The organism is Micromonospora sp. NPDC000207 (genome assembly GCF_040300925.1).
Taxonomy (GTDB): domain Bacteria; phylum Actinomycetota; class Actinomycetes; order Mycobacteriales; family Micromonosporaceae; genus Micromonospora.
On sequence record NZ_JBEPEQ010000121.1, the window covers coordinates 1 to 15,888 of the forward strand.

The following is a 15,888-nucleotide window of genomic DNA, read 5'->3' on the forward strand; positions in this document are numbered from 1 at the left end:
GACGCTCGCCCGGTACGCGGCCACCGTCGAGCAGCCCAGCCAGCGCCTCGACGCGCTCTCCTTCGGCGACCTCGACGTCCGGGCCGCCGTCGCCACCGGTTACGCCCGCCTCTCACCCCGGGCCGGGCGACTCTTCCGGGCCCTCGGCGCCCTGCCCGGTGCCGAGTTCACCGCCGGGGACGCGGCCCGCCTGACCGGCGCGTCGTCGTACCTGGCCGCCGAGGTGACCGAGGAACTCGTCGAGGCCCGCCTGGTGCACCCGGTGGCCCGGTCGACCCCCACCCCGCCCCTCGGCGGCGACGACGTCCTGCGTTACCGCATCGGCGAACTGTGTCGGCTGGTGGCCCGGGAGCGCGCGGCCCTGGAGACCGCAGGTGGGTGCCACGAGGACCGGTGACACAGCGATCCGGCGCGGCGGGCGAAACATTTTTCACCTTGTCCCCACGTGGTCGTCCGGTCACTTTCCGAAATTGCCTGACCGGGCGGGACGATTTTTCGACATATCGACTCATGCTGTCGCCGGGACAATGAGAGAGCGCTCCCAAAGTCGGCGAGACGAGGGGTAGAGCGAAAAAAGAGCGGACGGCTAGGACGGGAAATGAGATTCCGGCTACTCTCGGTCCGGTCGGTGGCGCACAAATCACACTGTCGCTGCCTGGTGCCGGCACCGTACCGACATGCCAACGGGGGTAATTGGTGGCAGATACGTACCACGTTAATGGCGCGTTCACGCGTCGCGTTCCGAATGGTGCCAGGGTGGATCGGCCACAACCCGGTCCGTACCGGGTGAGCGCCGATCCGTTGTCGGCCCGTGGCGGCGACCAGGCGGTCCTCGGACCCCGGTCACCCCGGTCGGCACCGCATCCGTGGCTGGCCCGGCCGCAGGCCCGACCCGACCTGTCGACACGCCGTCCGTCGCCCGTCGACGGCGGGTGGGACGAGCCGCCCGGGGCGCAGGCCGCCCCGCCCGCAGCGCCCGGCCGCTCCGTGATGGACATCCCGGACCACCTGTTGCCGGTGTTGGCGCAACTGCTCACCGGGGCCACCGACGTCACCGCCAGCCAGCGCCTGGGGATGTCGCCCCGCACGTTCAGCAGACGCGTCTCCGAACTCCTCGAACACCTCGGCGTCATCAGCCGGTTCCAGGCGGGGGTGGCGGCGGCCAACCAGGGGTGGCTCTCCCCCCGACACCTTCCACACCACACCTCGAACACCGAGCAGTAGGGCGGGGCATGCGGCATCTTCTCTCCATCTCCGACCTCGACGACGACGAACTGCGCCGCCTCGTCGAACGAGGTGTGGCAATCGCCGGTGACCGGCGGGCCGCCGAACGCGCCCGCCCGCTGGCCGGTCGGGTGGTCGGGATCTACTTCCGGCGTACCTCCACCCGGACCCGGACCTCGTTCTCGGTGGCGGCGCTGCGACTGGGCGCGTCGATCGTCGCGTACGGTCCCGACGACCTCCAGGTGAACACCGGGGAGAGCACCGCCGACACCGCCCGGGTCCTGTCCGGAATGCTCGACGCGTTCGTGGCCCGTACCGCCGGTCCGACCGAGGAGCTGCGCACCTACGCCGACCAACAGCGGATGGCAGTGGTCAATGCCATGAGCGCCCTCGAACACCCGACCCAGGCGCTCGCCGACCTCACCACCATCGCCTCCCGATTCGGACGGGTCGACGGGGTCCGGGTGCGCTACGTCGGCGAGGGCAACAACACCGCCGTCGCCCTCGCCCTCGCGTTGACCCGGTTCCCGGGCACCACCCTGCACCTGAACACCCCACCCGAGTACGGCCTCCCGCCACAGGTGTTGGCCGAGGCCACCGCCCTCGCCGACGCCAGCGGGTCGACGATCGTCGAACACCACGACATGCGCCGGTGCCCCGGGGCCGACCTGGTCTACACCACCCGGTGGCAGACCACGGGCACCACCAAACCCCACCCGGACTGGCGGGACCGCTTCGCCCCCTTCCAGGTCGACGACGCGGTGCTGGCCGACCAGCCCGGAGCGCTGTTCATGCACGACCTGCCCGCCCACCGGGGCGAGGAGGTCACCGCCGACGTCCTCGACGGCCCCCGCAGCATCGCCTTCGAGCAGGCCGACAACAAGCTGCACAGCGCGATGGCGGTGCTGGAACGGTGCCTGGCGGAGCAGCAGTGAGGGCGCAGCCCGAGCAAGTGGTCGAGGTGGGTCCCCGTGCCGACCCGGAACGCCCCCGGGTGACGACGTGAGCGCGGCCGGTCGGGTCGCCGTCGTCACCGGCGGCGGCAACGGCATCGGTGCCGCAGTGGCCGCCCGACTCGCCGCCGAGGGCGCCGGGGTCGTCGTGGTCGACCGCGACGGCGCGGCCGCCCGCCGCGTCGCCGGGCAGATCGGCGGTACGGCGATCCGCGCCGACCTGGCCACCCCGGAGGGGACCGCGACGGCGTTCGCCCGCGCGGAGGCGGCGTACGGCCGGATCGACCTGGTCCACCTCAACGCCGGGATGCTCTGCGGTGAACCGGACCTCGTCCGACTCGACCTCGACAGGTACCGGTCGACGATGGGGGTCAACGTCGACGCCGTGGTCTTCGGTGTCCGGGCCTGCGTGCCAGCCCTGGAACGGGCCGGAGGCGGTGCCGTCCTGGTCACCTCGTCGATCGCCGGTCTGACCCCGTTCGACCTGGACCCGGTGTACGCGATGACCAAACACGCAGTCGTCGGCCTGGTCCGGGCGCTCGCCGACGGGCTGCACGAACGGGGGATCCGGATCGCCGCGCTCTGTCCGGACTTCGTGGACACCGGATTCGTGGAACCGTACCGGGGGGCCCTCGCAGGGGCGGGGGAGATGCTCACCGTCGACGCCGTCGCCGCCGCCGCGGTGACCGAGCTGACCGCCGGACGCCCCGGAACCGTCCTGGTGCTCCGAGCGGACCGGCCCCCGTACCCGTACGCCTTCGCCCCCGTCGACTGACAGTGGGTCGGCCCCGACCCGTCGCTCGGCGTCAGGTCGGGGCCGACCCTGCTCTCAGGCGAGGCGGTCGAAGAAGGCGACGAGGTGGGAGTTGACCTCGTCGGGGCTCTCCAGGAAACCGAAGTGTCCACACTCGGCGATCTCGACGTACTCGCCGCCCGGGATCGCCTTGGCCACCTCGGCGCAGAGCTGCGGCGGGGTGATCAGGTCCTCGGCGAAACCGACGACGAGGGTCGGAACGCTCACCGCCGTCAGGGCGTCGAGCCGGTTCGGGAAGATCGTCGCCGCGTAGTGGCCCGCCGGACCGTCCCCCTGGATCGGGAACTGGGTCGCCAGGTCCAACCAGTTGCGGGTGAACTCGTCGTCGGCCAGGCTCCGCAACCCGAACAGCGTCGCCATCCCGGTGACCGCCGCGTACTCCGGCGGGACCGCGTCGGCCGACCTGATCACCGTCGCCGAGGCCGCCGAGAGCCGTTCCAGGAAGTGGGTGAGCCGACCCCGGGTGCCCAGCAACGCCATGCCGACCAGCAGGTCCGGGCGGGTGAGCGCCAGCTCCTGGGCGACCATCGCGCCGAGTGAGCTTCCGGCGATCCGGCACGGCCCGAGGCCCAGCGCGCGGATCAGCCCGGCCGTGTCGGCGACCAGCTCCGCCAGCCGGTACGGCCCCGGCGGGCAACTCGACGGGGCGGTGCCCCGGTGTTCGAAGGTGACCACCTCGTAGCCGGCCCGGACCAGCGCCGGAACCTGGTGCAGGTCCCACAGCGCCGAGCGGGTCGCCGCCGGGGCGAGCAGCAGCACCGGCGGACCGGCACCCTCCCGCCGGTAGGAGAGTGTCACGCCGTTGACCTCGACCGTGCGGGTACGCCTCACCTGCACAACCAATCGCCAGCCACGGTGGCCGGTCAACGTGGCTGGCGACTAGTCGCCAGGTCCTTGTCAACGCTTCGGGCGGTCCCGAAATCTCTTATCCGGCGGTCCGCGGGCGTGCGGCATCGCGCCCACCCGCGCGTGCCGCCGGTGGGTCGCGTCACGTCGGACGCCCGACGCCGACCTGCGGAAAGCTGGGGGAGACATGACAGCCGGTCACGACGCGGCGGGTACCTTGCACGAGCTGGTGGCCCGGCAGGCCGCCGATCGCCCGGACGGCACCGCAGTGGTCTGCGGGGCGCACCGGTTGACCTACGCCGACCTGCACACCCGGGCGGTGGCGGTCGCCACCGCGCTGCGCGGACGGGGGGTCGGCCCACAGGACGTGGTGGCCGTCCACACCGGCCGCCGACCGGAACTCGTCGTCGCCCTGCTCGGGGTGCTCGGGGCCGGGGCCGCCGTACTGCCCCTCGCCGACGACCTCCCGCCGGCCCGCCGCGCGGCCCTGCTCGCCGACGCCCGGGTACGCCTCGCCGTCACCTCCGGGACCACCGGGACCACTGTGACCGAGGTGCCGACGTACGACGTCGACGCCCCGGTCCCGCCCGCCGACGACTACCCGGTGTCGGTCGACGCCGACCAGGCCGCCTACGTCATCTACACCTCCGGCTCCACCGGCGTACCCAAGGGTGTGGTGGTGTCGCACGGACCCGCTGTGGCACACCTGCGGGCAATCGTCGGGCGGCTCGGCCTCGGCCCCGACGACGTGGTCCTCCAGATGGCCGGGCAGAGCTTCGACGTGGCGATGGAGCAGCTCTTCGGCGGTCTCGCCGCCGGGGCCACGGTCCTGCTGCGCGACGACCGGGTGTGGGGACCGGTGGAGCTGGCACAGGCCGTCACCGACCACGGGGTCACCGTCGCCGACCTCCCGACCGCCCTCTTCGCCGAGCTGACCACCGCCCGGCACGCCGCAGCGTGCACGGCGGTGGCCGCGTCGACGCGGACCGTCCTGGTCGGCGGGGAGGCCCTGTCGTCGTCGGCCCTGGCCCGGTGGCACGCCGCCGTCGGCCCGGTCGGCCCGGACGTGGTGAACGCCTACGGGCCGACCGAGACGGTGATGACCGCGTCGCTGCACGTCGCCCGGGTCGAGGACGGCGTCGGTACGGCGGGTGTCCCGATCGGGTCGGTGGTGGGCCCCCGCGCGCTCCACGTCGTGGACGGTGAACTCCCCACCGACGCGCCCACCGCCGACGAGGGGGAGTTGTACGTCGGTGGGACCGCCCTCGCCCAGGGGTACCTGGGTCGTCCCGACCTGACCGCCGACCGCTTCGTCCCCGACCCGTGGGGTCCCCCCGGGGCCCGGATGTACCGCACCGGTGACCGGGTGAGGCGCAGCGGCGACGTCCTCACCTTCCTCGGACGCGTCGACGAACAGCTCAAGGTGCGGGGTTTCCGGATCGAGCCGGGCGAGATCGAGTCCGCCCTGCTGCGTCACCCCGCAGTGGCACAGGCCTGCGTCACCGGCGGCGACGGGCGGCTCGTCGCCCACGTCGTCGGGGTCGAGGCCACCACCGTCCCCCCGACCGGGGAGCTGGCCGCCTGGCTCGGCGAACGGCTACCGACCTGGATGGTGCCCACCGGGTGGCGGGTCCTCGACCGGCTTCCGCTGCGCCCCAGCGGCAAGGTCGACAGGGCGGCCCTGACCGCCGCCCTGCCGGTGCACCCGAGCGCCACCGCCGTGGACCCGACGGGGGGCGCGAACCCGGGCGCCACCGCCGCGAACCCGGGCGACGGCGACGCGGATCCGGTGGCCGCCATCTGGCAGCGGATCCTCGACCTGCCGACCGTCGGGGCCGACGACAGGTTCCTCGCCCTGGGCGGCACCAGCCTGCTCGCCGCCCGGGTCCAGGCCGACCTCCTCGCCGACCTCGGGGTCGCGGTGCCCCTGTCGGACCTGCTCGCCAACCCCACCCTGGCCGAGCTGACCGACCGGGTGGCCCGGGCCGGCACCGAGCCGCAGCCGGAGACCGGCCTGCCGGTGCTGCGCCAGCGCACCGGTGAACGCGGGCACGGCCCGCTGTCGGTGATGCAGGAACAGATCTGGTTCTTCGAGCAGCTCTCCGAGGCCAACCTCGCCTACAACGCGCCCACCACGATCCGGCTCACCGGCCCCGTCGACGTCCGGCTCCTGGAGGCCGCCCTCACCGCTGTGGTCCGCCGACACGAGATCCTGCGGACCACAGTGACCTCCCGCGACGGCGAACCGGTGCAGATCGTCCACCCGCCGTACCCGGTCCGGGTGGTCGGCCGGGACCTGCGGGCCGCGCCCGACCCCTGGGCCGCCGCCGAACACGTCGTGGCCGCCGAGATCCGCGAACCGTTCGACGTCGGTCGGCTGCCGCTGCTGCGGTGGACGCTCCTGCGCCTCGCCGACGAGGAGTGGGAGCTGATCCTCGTCGAGCACCACATCATCCACGACGGATGGTCGTTCGCGATGCTGGTGGAGGAGGTCCTGACCAACTACGCCGCCGTCGCGGGCTGGTCCCCGGCCCCGGCCGACCCCACCCTCCAGTACCTCGACTTCGTGCACTGGCAGCGGGAGGCGCTGGCCGGGCCGGGGATGCGGGCCCAACTGGAGCACTGGCGGACCACCCTCGCCGGGGCCCCCGCCCACCTCGACCTGCCCTACGACCACCCGCGCGGTGACGGCGAGCAGGCCGCCGGGGCGGTCCACCGGGTGGAACTCCCCGCCGACCTGTGCGCGGCGGTCCGGGAGTTCAGCCGCGACCGGGGCGTCACCCTCTTCGTCACGATGACCGCCGCGTACGCCGCGATGCTGCACCGCTTCACCGGCCAGGACGAACTCTGCGTCGGGTCGGCGTACGGCAACCGGGCCGTCCCCGGCACCGAACGGATCCTCGGCATGTTCGTCAACCCGGCGGTGCTGCGCCTGGCCACCGGCGGCCACCTGCCCTTCGACGACCTCCTCGACCAGGTACGCCGGGTCAGCCAGCAGGCCCAGGCCCACCAGGCGTTGCCCTTCGTCCACCTGGTACGCGAACTGGCCCCGGCCCGCCGCCCCGGCCACAACCCGCTGTTCGCCGCGATGATGAACTTCGACGACGCCCCCCTGGTCCCGCTGCACGCCGGGCCGATCTCGGCCACCTACCTGGAACGGCACAACGGGACCGCCAAACTGGACCTGTCGGTCCTCGTGGTCCCGCGCGCCGAACGGCAGGTGGGGGTGCCCGCCGCCGACCGGGACCAGCGGATCACCATGATCTGGGAGTACCGCAGCGACCTGTTCACCGCCGCCACCGTCGCCGGTTTCGCCGAGGCGTACCGGGACCTGCTGCGGGCCGTCGTCGACAGCCCCCGGTCCCGCCTCGCCGAACTGCCCCTGCGCGCGTACGCCCCGACGGCGGCGGCCCCGACCTGTGACGTACCGACCGACGGCACCGTCGGCGAGCTGTTCGGGCGGGTCGCCGCGACCCGGGGTGACACCGTCGCCGTGGTGCACCCCGGCCACGACCCGGTCACCTACGCCGACCTGGCCCGGCGCGTCAACCGCTTCGCCCACCTGCTGCGCGCCCGGGGGGTCGGTGCCGAGGACGTCGTCGGCGTCTGGCTGCCCCGGGGGGTCGACTGGGTCGTCGCGGTGCTCGGCGCACTCAGGGCGGGCGCCACCTACCTGCCGCTGGACCCGGACAGCCCACCGGAGCGGATCGCCGACCTGCTCGCCTCGGCCGACCCGGCCGCCCTGGTCACCGACCGGGACCTGCCCGAGGCCCGGGTCGGGCAGCTCATCCGGCCCGACGACCCGGCGTTGGCGGAGGCCCCCGACACCGACCCCGCCGTCGAGGTCCACCCCGACCAGCTCGCCTACCTGATCTACACCTCCGGCTCCACCGGCCGACCCAAGGCCGTCGGGATCAGCCACCGGTCCCTGTCGGCCAAGTACGCCGCCTGGCGGGCCGCCTACGACCTCGACCGGCACCCGGGCGTACACCTGCAACTGGCCGCCCTGGCCTTCGACGTCTGCACCGGCGACCTGGTCCGGGCCCTGCTGTCCGGGGGGCGGCTGGTCCTCTGCCCACCCGAGGCGGCGGCGGACCCGGCGGCGCTGCTGACGGTGATCCGGGACCACGACGTGGACACCGTCGAACTGCTCCCCTCGGTGGCCGGTCTGCTCGCCGCCCACCTGGCCGCCACCGGGGACCGGCTGACCGGGCTGCGGCTGGCAGCGATCGGCGGGGAGGCGTGGAGCACCGCCGACCACCGGCGGCTGCGCGCCGCGTTCGGCCCGGACACCCGGATCCTCAACGTCTACGGGGTCACCGAGGTCACCATCGGCGACACGCTGCGGGAACTCGGACCGGTGACCGCCGACGACAGGCCGCTGCCCATCGGTGAACCCCTGCCCGGGGTCCAGGTACGGATCCTCGACGCCGCCGGTGCCCCCGTCCCCGTCGGGGCGGTCGGCGAGATCGTCCTCGGTGGGGTCGGGGTGGCCCGGGGCTACCACCGGCGTCCCGACCTGACCGCCCAGCGGTTCCTGCCGGCCCCCGGCGGGGGACGGTACTACGCCACCGGGGACCGGGGCAGGTTCCGCCCCGACGGCGGCATCGAGTTCCTCGGCCGCGCCGACAGCCAGGTCAAGATCCGGGGATTCCGGGTGGAGCCGGGGGAGGTGGAGCACGCCCTGCGCGCCCTGCCGGGCGTCGACGACGCGGTGGTGGTAGCCCACCCCGACCGGACCGGACTGCGGCTGGTGGCCTACGTCGGCGGGACCGGACTCGCCCCGACCGCACTACGGGACGCCCTGCGGGGCACGCTGCCCTCGTACCTGGTGCCGACGGCGGTCACCGTCCTACCGGCGCTGCCCCGGACCGCCAGCGGCAAGGTGGACCGGCGGGCCCTGCCGGCCCCGGACACCGTCGAGCCCGCACCCGGTACCCGGTCCCGTCCGCCCGAGCCGGGTGTCGAGGAACGGGTGGCCGCCGTCTGGCGGGAGGTGCTCGGCGTCGCCGCACTCGGTGCCGACGACGACTTCTTCGACCTGGGTGGACACTCGCTGCTCGCCGCCCGGGTCACCGCCCGGCTCCTGGCCGACCTCGGCGTCGACCTGTCCGTACGGGACCTGCTGGCCGCACCGACGGTGGCCGGAGTGGCCCGGCGGATCGGCGTCGGCGTCGCGGCGCGCCTGCAGCCGGCCCTGGTGCCCCGGTCCCGGGATGCCTACCGGGTGCAGGCCACCGCGCTGGACCCGACCCCGTCGGCCCCCGACGGACCGCCCCCGGGCTCCGTGACGTCCGGCGGACCGGCTCTCGGTGCGGTGGCCGTCGGCGACCCGACGGAGGGGGACCGGTGACCGTCGGCGACGCCCCCGACGGCGACGAGAGCGTCGTCGCCCTGCCCGCCTCCCCGGGGCAGGAACGACTCTGGTTCGCCGACCAACTCGAACCCGGCAACCCGCTGTACAACGTGCACTTCGCGGTCCGGCTGCGGGGTCCGCTGCGGACCGGTCCGCTGGCCACGGCGGTGCAGACCGTCGTCGACAGGCACGAGGCGCTGCGGACCACACTGCGGGCCGTCGACGGCCGACCCCACCAGGTGATCGCTGCCCACCTTCCGGTGCCGACGGCCGTCCACGACCTGACCGCCACCGCCTGGCAGGACCGCGACGACACCGCCACCGACCGGGCCGCCACCCACGCCCGTACGGTGTTCGACCTGGCCACCGGGCCGCTGCTGCGCAGCGACCTGCTCCGGTTCGCCGCCGACGACCACGTGTGGCTGCTGACCCTGCACCACGCCGTCTTCGACGGGTGGTCGGCGCCGCTGTTCTTCGGCGAGGTGGCCGAGGCGTACGCGGCGGTGTCGCAGGACCGCCCCGCGCTCCTGCCCGACCTGCCCCTCCAGTACGCCGACTACGCCCTCTGGCAGCGGGAGGTACTCGCCACCGGCGGCCTGACCGACCAGCTCGACCACTGGCGTGGGGTGCTCGACGGGGCCGCGCCGCTGCTGCCCCTGCCCACCGACCGGCCCCGCCCCGGGGTCCGACGCCACACCGGAGCCCTGGTCGAGACGGTGGTCCCCGCCGAGGTGGCCCGGTCGTTGCGGGAGCTGGCCCGCCGGGAACGGGTCACCCCGTTCATGACGCTGCTGGCCGCGTTCGCCGTGGTGCTGCACCGCCACACCGGCGTCGACGACCTGGTCGTCGGCACCGCCGTCGGCGGTAGGGAACGGGTCGAGCTGGAACAGCTCATCGGGTTCTTCACCAACACCGTGGCGCTCCGTCTCGACCTGGGCGACGACCCCACCTTCACCGACCTGCTGGCCCGGGTCCGCGACGTCGTCCTCGACGCCCACGCCCACGCCCGGCTGCCGTTCGAGCAGGTGGTCCAGGCGGTGCGCCCGGACCGGGAACCCAGCTACCACCCGGTCTTCCAGGTCATGTTCGACGTCCAGCCGGGGGGCCTGGACGCGCTGCGGCTGCCGGGGGTGACCGCCACCGACGTGCCCGTCACCGACCGCCGGATCTCCCTGTTCGACCTCAGCCTCTCGGTGGTCGACGGCGACCGGCCACGTCTGGTCGCCGAGTACGACACCGACCTGTTCGACCCCGGCACCACCGACCGGATCCTCGCCGCCTACCAGGTGGTGTTGGCGGCGGTGGCCACCGACCCGTCGGTGCGGATCGGCTCGGTCGCGTTGATGAGCGACGCCGACCGGGGCGAGGTGCTCGCCGCCGCCGACGGTCGACACCTGGCCGCCCCGGCGGGCACCCTCACCGACCTGTTCGCCGACACCGTACGCCGGACCCCCGACGCCCCGGCGGTCCACGACCCGGCGACCGGACGCACCCTGGACCATCGGGGCCTGGACGCCTGGTCCGGTGACGTGGCGGCCAGGCTGCACGACGCCGGGGTCCGTCGCGGCGACGTGGTGGGCCTGCTGACCCGTCGGTCGGCGGGGGCGGTCGCCGGGCTCCTCGGGACGCTGCGCGCCGGTGCGGCGTACCTGCCGGTCGACCCCGACCTGCCGACCGTCCGGATCGCCGCGCTGCTCGCCGACGCGCAGGTCACGGCCGTCCTCGCCGACGCCGACGCGGCGGTTCCGCCCGGGACGGACGTCCCGGTCCTGGACCCCGGCACCGTCCCACCGGGGTCGGCCCGACCGGCCCCGGCGGTCGCCGTGGACCCCGACGACGCCGCCTACCTGATGTACACCTCCGGCTCCACCGGCACCCCAAAGGGGGTGCTCGTCACGCACCGGGGTGTGGTCAACTACGCGGCGGCGGACCGGGCCGCGCACGGGTTGACCGCCGCCGACCGGGTGTTGCAGTTCACCGCCCTCAGCTTCGACGTCAGCGCCGAGGAGATCTTCCCGGCCCTGGCCACCGGGGCGTGCCTGGTGCTGCGGACCGAGGACATGATCGACACCCCCCGGCAGTTCCTCGACGAGTGCGCCAGGTTCGGGGTGACGGTGGCGCACCTGCCCACCGCGTACTTCCACGAGCTGGTGACGGAGGTGGAACAGGGCGACCCGCCCGCACCGGGAGGGCTGCGCCTGCTGGTGATCGGGGGCGAGGCGACCACCCCGGCCCGGGTCACCGCCTGGCGGAGGGCGTGCCCGTGGGTGGCGCTCAGCAACGCGTACGGCCCCACCGAGACCAGCATCGCCGTCACCCTCGCCCCGCTGGCCGGACCCGACGTCGCGGACCTGGGCGGTCGGATCCCGATCGGAGCGCCGGTCCCGGGTGCCGCCTGCTACGTCCTCGACCGGGAGTTGACGCCGGTGCCACCCGGCGTGCTCGGGGAGGTGTACGTCGCCGGTGCCGGCCTGGCCCGGGGTTACCTGGGCCGCCCGGGGCTGACCGCCGAACGCTTCGTGCCCAGCCCCTTCGGTGTCGGGGAGCGGCTCTACCGCACCGGCGACCTGGCCCGGGTGCTGCCCGACGGCCAGTTGGAGTTCGGCGGTCGGGTCGACGCCCAGCTCAAGATCCGTGGACACCGGGTGGAGCCCGGCGAGGTGGAGGCCGCCCTGTGCACCCTCCCCGGGGTCCGTCACGCGGCGGTGGTGGCCCGCCCGGGTCCCCGGGGCGACCTCGAACTGTTCGGCTACGTGGAGTCCGCCGACGCGCCCCGACTGGCCGCCGACGGTCACCGTCGACTGCGCGACGGGCTCGCCGCCCTGCTCCCCGGATACCTGGTGCCGACCGGCTGGTACGTCGTCGACGCCCTGCCCCGCACCGGCACCGACAAGATCGACAGGGGTCGGTTGCCGGAGCCGCCGATCGCCCCCCGGGCCGAGTCCTCCCCACCGCGCAGCGGGGCGGAGCAGACCGTCGCCCGGGTCTGGGTGGAGGTCCTCGGCGTGGCCGAGGTGAGCCGGGACGACGACTTCTTTGCCCTCGGTGGACACTCCCTGCTGGCCACGCAGGTGGTGTCCCGGCTGCGTCGGCACTTCGGCCCGCAGGTCCGGCTCCGTCAGGTCTTCGAGCACCCGACGCTGGCCGCCTTCGCGGCGGCCGTCGCGCCGCCGTCCACCGGCCCGACGCCGGTCCGCCCGGCCGCCGCCGTACCGCGACTGCGCCGGGCCAGCAGCGAGGAGCTGCTGGCCGGGATCCTCGGCAGCGTGGCCGCACCGCCGACCGGGTCCGCCGCCCCGACCGGATCGTCCCCGGTCCTCCGCCGCCCGGCCCAGCCGGGCACCGCACCCGACGCCGCCCCGCAGGAGCAGTGATGACCGCCGACCGTCAGCCCGCAACCACCGGCGCCGCCGACCAGGTCCAGGTCCTGGCGACCCTCCTCGCCGAGGGCGACGAACGCCTGGTCCCCGTCTCGTCGGGGCAGCGTCGGTTGTGGTTCGTGGATCGGTTGCGGCCGGGTTCGGTGGAGTACAACGTGGTGTGGCCGTTGCGGTTGGTGGGTGGGTTGGACGTGTCGGCGTTGGGTCGGGCGATCGACGAGGTGGTGGCGCGGCACGAGGTGTTGCGGTCCCGGTTCGTCGCCGTCGACGGCGAACCCCACCTGGTGATCTCCCCGCCGTCCGCCGTCGAACTGTCGCTGGTGGACCTGGCCGAGGTCCCGGTGGACAGGCGCGCCGACGCTGTCACCGCCCGGGTCCTCCAGGCCACCCTGGAGCCGTTCGACCTGTCGGTGGGGCCGTTGACGCGGTGGGTGTTGGTGCGGGTGGGTGTGGGTGAGCATGTGTTGGTGGTGTCGGCTCATCATGTGGTTTTTGATGGGTGGTCGGGTTCGGTGTTGTTGCGGGAGTTGGGTGTGTTGTATGAGGCGTTTGTGTCGGGGGTGGGTTCGCCGTTGGTGGGGTTGGGTGTGCAGTTTTCGGATTTTGTGGTGTGGGAGCGGGAGTGGTTGTCGGGTGGGGTGTTGGAGCGGGGGTTGGGTTTTTGGCGGGGGTATTTGGGTGGTGCTCCGGTGGTGATGGATTTGTTGGGGGGTGGTGGTGGTCGGGGTTCGGGTTCGGGTGGTGGTCGGGTGCGGTTTGAGGTTCCGGTGGGGGTGTCGGAGGGGTTGGTGGGGTTGTGTCGGGGTGAGGGTGCGACGTTGTTTATGGGGTTGTTGGCGGGGTTGGAGGTGGTGTTGGGGAGGTATGTGGGTTCGGATGATGTGGTGGTGGGTTCGTTTGTGGCGAATCGGCCGTTGGCTGAGTTGGAGGAGTTGATCGGGTTTTTTGTGAATACGGTGGTTTTTCGGGGGGATTTGTCGGGGGGGCCGTCGTTTAGGGGTTTGTTGGGTCGGGTGAGGTCGGGTGCGTTGGATGTTTTTGCGCATCAGGATGTGCCGTTTGATCGGGTGGTGGAGGAGTTGCATCCGCGTCGGGGGTCGGGTGTTGTTCCTTTTGTTCAGGTGGCGTTGGTGGTGCAGAATTTGCCGGGGGAGGTGTCGGCTTTCGGGGATGTGGTGGTGGAGTCGTTGCCGTCGCAGTCTCGGTCGGCGGCTTTTGATTTGTCGGTGCATGTGTGGCCGTTGGAGTCGGGGGTGTTGGCGGGGTTTGTGGAGTTTTCGTCGGAGGTGTGGTCGCGGGGTGGGGTGGAGGGGTTGGTGGGTCATTGGGTGAGTGTGTTGGGGCAGGTGGTGGCTGATCCGGACGCGTCGGTCGACACCCTCGTCCTACCCGCCGGGGCCGAGCGGGAGGCCCTCCTCGCCGCCGCCGTCACCGACCCCGTGGCCGTCGACAGCGGACACTGCCTACACGACCTCGTCGCCGAACAGGCCCGTCTCCGCCCCGACGCCGTCGCGGTCTCCTGCGCCGGACGGCAGCTGACCTACCGGGAACTCGACGAGCGCGCCGAGGAGCTGGCCCGGCTCCTGCGCGCCCACGGCGTCGGCACCGCAACCCTGGTCGGGGTCTGCGTCGAACGGTCCCCGGCCTCCGTGGTCGGGGTCCTGGGCATCCTCAGGTCCGGTGCCGCCTACCTGCCGCTGGACCCGGAGAACCCGCCCGAGCGGCTCGCGTACATGCTCGCCGACTCCGGGGCCCGCACCGTCGTGGCCGCCCCCACCACCCGGCACCTGCTGCCGGAGTCGACGACCGTCCTGCCGATCGACGGGGAGACCGGCGCCGTCGACGCCCCCGCCGGGCCGGTGCCCGCCGCGACCCCGGTGACCCCGGACGACCTGGCGTACGTCATCTACACCTCCGGGTCCACCGGCCGCCCCAAGGGGGTAGCCGTCGACCACCGGTGCGCGGTCTCCCGGGTGCACCGCCCGACGTACGCGTCGATCGGCCCGGACGACGTGATGATGCACGCCCTGTCGTTGACCTTCGACGTCTCGGTCATGGAGATCTTCGGTGCCCTCACCAACGGGGCGGAGCTGGCGATCCTGCCCGGCAAGGCGTTGCCGGAGCGGGTCGGGGTGTTCATCCCGGCGGCCCAGGTGACTGTCTGCTGGTTGACCGCCGCCCTGTTCCACGCCGTCGTCGACGTCGCCGGTGACGCCCTCGGCGGTCTGCGTACCCTGATCGCCGGCGGCGACCAGCTCTCCACCAGCCACTCGGAGAAGGCGCTGCGCCACCTCGCCCCCGACGCGGTCCTGGTCAACGGGTACGGCCCGACCGAGGCGGCGATCTTCGCGGCCACCCACACCATGCACCCCGGTGACGACCTGGACGGGCGGGTGCCGATCGGCGGTCCGATTCCGAACACCGAGCTGTACGTCGTCGACCCGCACGGCAACCTGTGCCCCGTCGGGGTGCCCGGTGAGCTGTACCTCGGCGGCGACTGCCTGGCCCGGGGCTACCTGGGTCGACCCGAGCTGACCGCCGAACGGTTCGTGCCCCACCCGTACGCTCCGGGGCGTCGCCTCTACCGCACCGGTGACCTGGTCCGTCGTCGGGCCGACCACGTCGTGGAGTTCCTCGGCCGGATCGACCACCAGGTGAAGGTGCGCGGGTTCCGGGTCGAGCTGGGCGAGATCGAACAGCAGCTGCGCCGCCATCCGGCGGTGGCCGAGGCGGTGGCGGTGGCCCGCCCGGACGACGTCGACGACCACACCATCGTGGCGTACGTGGAGCGGGCCGTCGCCGCTCCGCCCCCCTCGGTCGGGGAACTCCTGGCTCACCTGCGGGGTTTCCTGCCCGGCTACATGGTGCCGAACACCATCGTGGTGCTCGACGCATTGCCCCTGAACCCGAACGGCAAGATCGACAGGGGTGCGCTGCCCGACCCGGACGGGGCTCGTCCGGACGTCGGCACCGCCTTCGTCGCCCCCCGCAACCCGATCGAGGAGCAGGTGGCCGGGATCTGGACCGACCTGCTCGGGTTGGACCGGATCGGGGCCCACGACGACTTCTTCGACCTCGGCGGCCACTCGCTGCTGGCCAGCAGGCTCGTCGCGCGGGCCCGCCGGGCCTTCGACAGGGACCTGCCGCTGTCGGCGTTCTTCGCCGCCCCCACAGTCGCCGGGATGGCCGCCGAGCTGGAGGCCCTGCTGCGCAGCGACGTGGCCACAACGTCATGCACGGCCAGTGGGACTGGATGCGGGACCCGAAGTTGCACTCCACCACCTGGGAGTGGGACAACGTCTCCCCGGCCGCCCA

General features: G+C 73.4%; 6 protein-coding genes and 2 pseudogenes. 7 read left to right on the forward strand and 1 reads right to left on the reverse strand.

Annotated features, from left to right (window positions below; genetic code table 11):
- The 4 genes and pseudogenes from ABT336_RS23370 to ABT336_RS23385 form a co-directional block, all read left to right on the forward strand.
- A pseudogene (locus tag ABT336_RS23370) lies at positions 1–397 on the forward strand (hypothetical protein); the annotation flags it as partial.
- A 359-nt stretch (positions 398–756) separates the two neighbouring features.
- Positions 757–1,224 (forward strand): helix-turn-helix domain-containing protein, encoded by a 468-nt coding sequence (locus ABT336_RS23375; protein WP_350899069.1) that lies wholly within the window; start codon positions 757–759, stop codon positions 1,222–1,224.
- Positions 1,225–1,232: 8 nt separating this feature from the next.
- The gene (locus ABT336_RS23380; RefSeq protein WP_350899071.1) at positions 1,233–2,159 is read left to right on the forward strand and encodes an ornithine carbamoyltransferase; all 927 of its coding nucleotides are present in this window, start codon (positions 1,233–1,235) and stop codon (positions 2,157–2,159) included.
- A gap of 67 nt (positions 2,160–2,226) precedes the next feature.
- On the forward strand, positions 2,227–2,952 hold the full coding sequence (locus ABT336_RS23385) for an SDR family oxidoreductase (protein ID WP_350899073.1): 726 nt from the start codon (positions 2,227–2,229) through the stop codon (positions 2,950–2,952).
- A gap of 54 nt (positions 2,953–3,006) precedes the next feature.
- Here ABT336_RS23385 and ABT336_RS23390 read toward each other — a convergent pair whose 3' ends face one another.
- Entirely contained in the window at positions 3,007–3,822 is an 816-nt protein-coding gene (locus ABT336_RS23390) for an alpha/beta fold hydrolase (RefSeq protein WP_350899075.1), read from the reverse strand.
- Between the two features lie 202 nt (positions 3,823–4,024).
- On the opposite strand from ABT336_RS23390, the gene ABT336_RS23395 reads away from it, so the two are divergent.
- From ABT336_RS23395 to ABT336_RS23405, 3 genes and pseudogenes are all read left to right on the forward strand, one after another.
- Complete coding sequence (locus tag ABT336_RS23395; protein ID WP_350899077.1) at positions 4,025–9,190, forward strand: non-ribosomal peptide synthetase; 5,166 nt, start codon at positions 4,025–4,027, stop codon at positions 9,188–9,190.
- On the forward strand, positions 9,187–12,567 hold the full coding sequence (locus ABT336_RS23400; protein WP_350899079.1) for a non-ribosomal peptide synthetase: 3,381 nt from the start codon (positions 9,187–9,189) through the stop codon (positions 12,565–12,567). Before ABT336_RS23395 ends, ABT336_RS23400 begins: the two co-directional genes overlap by 4 nt.
- Positions 12,567–15,707 (forward strand): annotated as a pseudogene (locus ABT336_RS23405) (non-ribosomal peptide synthetase); the annotation flags it as partial. The gene ABT336_RS23400 and the pseudogene ABT336_RS23405, both read left to right, overlap by 1 nt.
- Positions 15,708–15,888 lie beyond the last annotated feature (181 nt).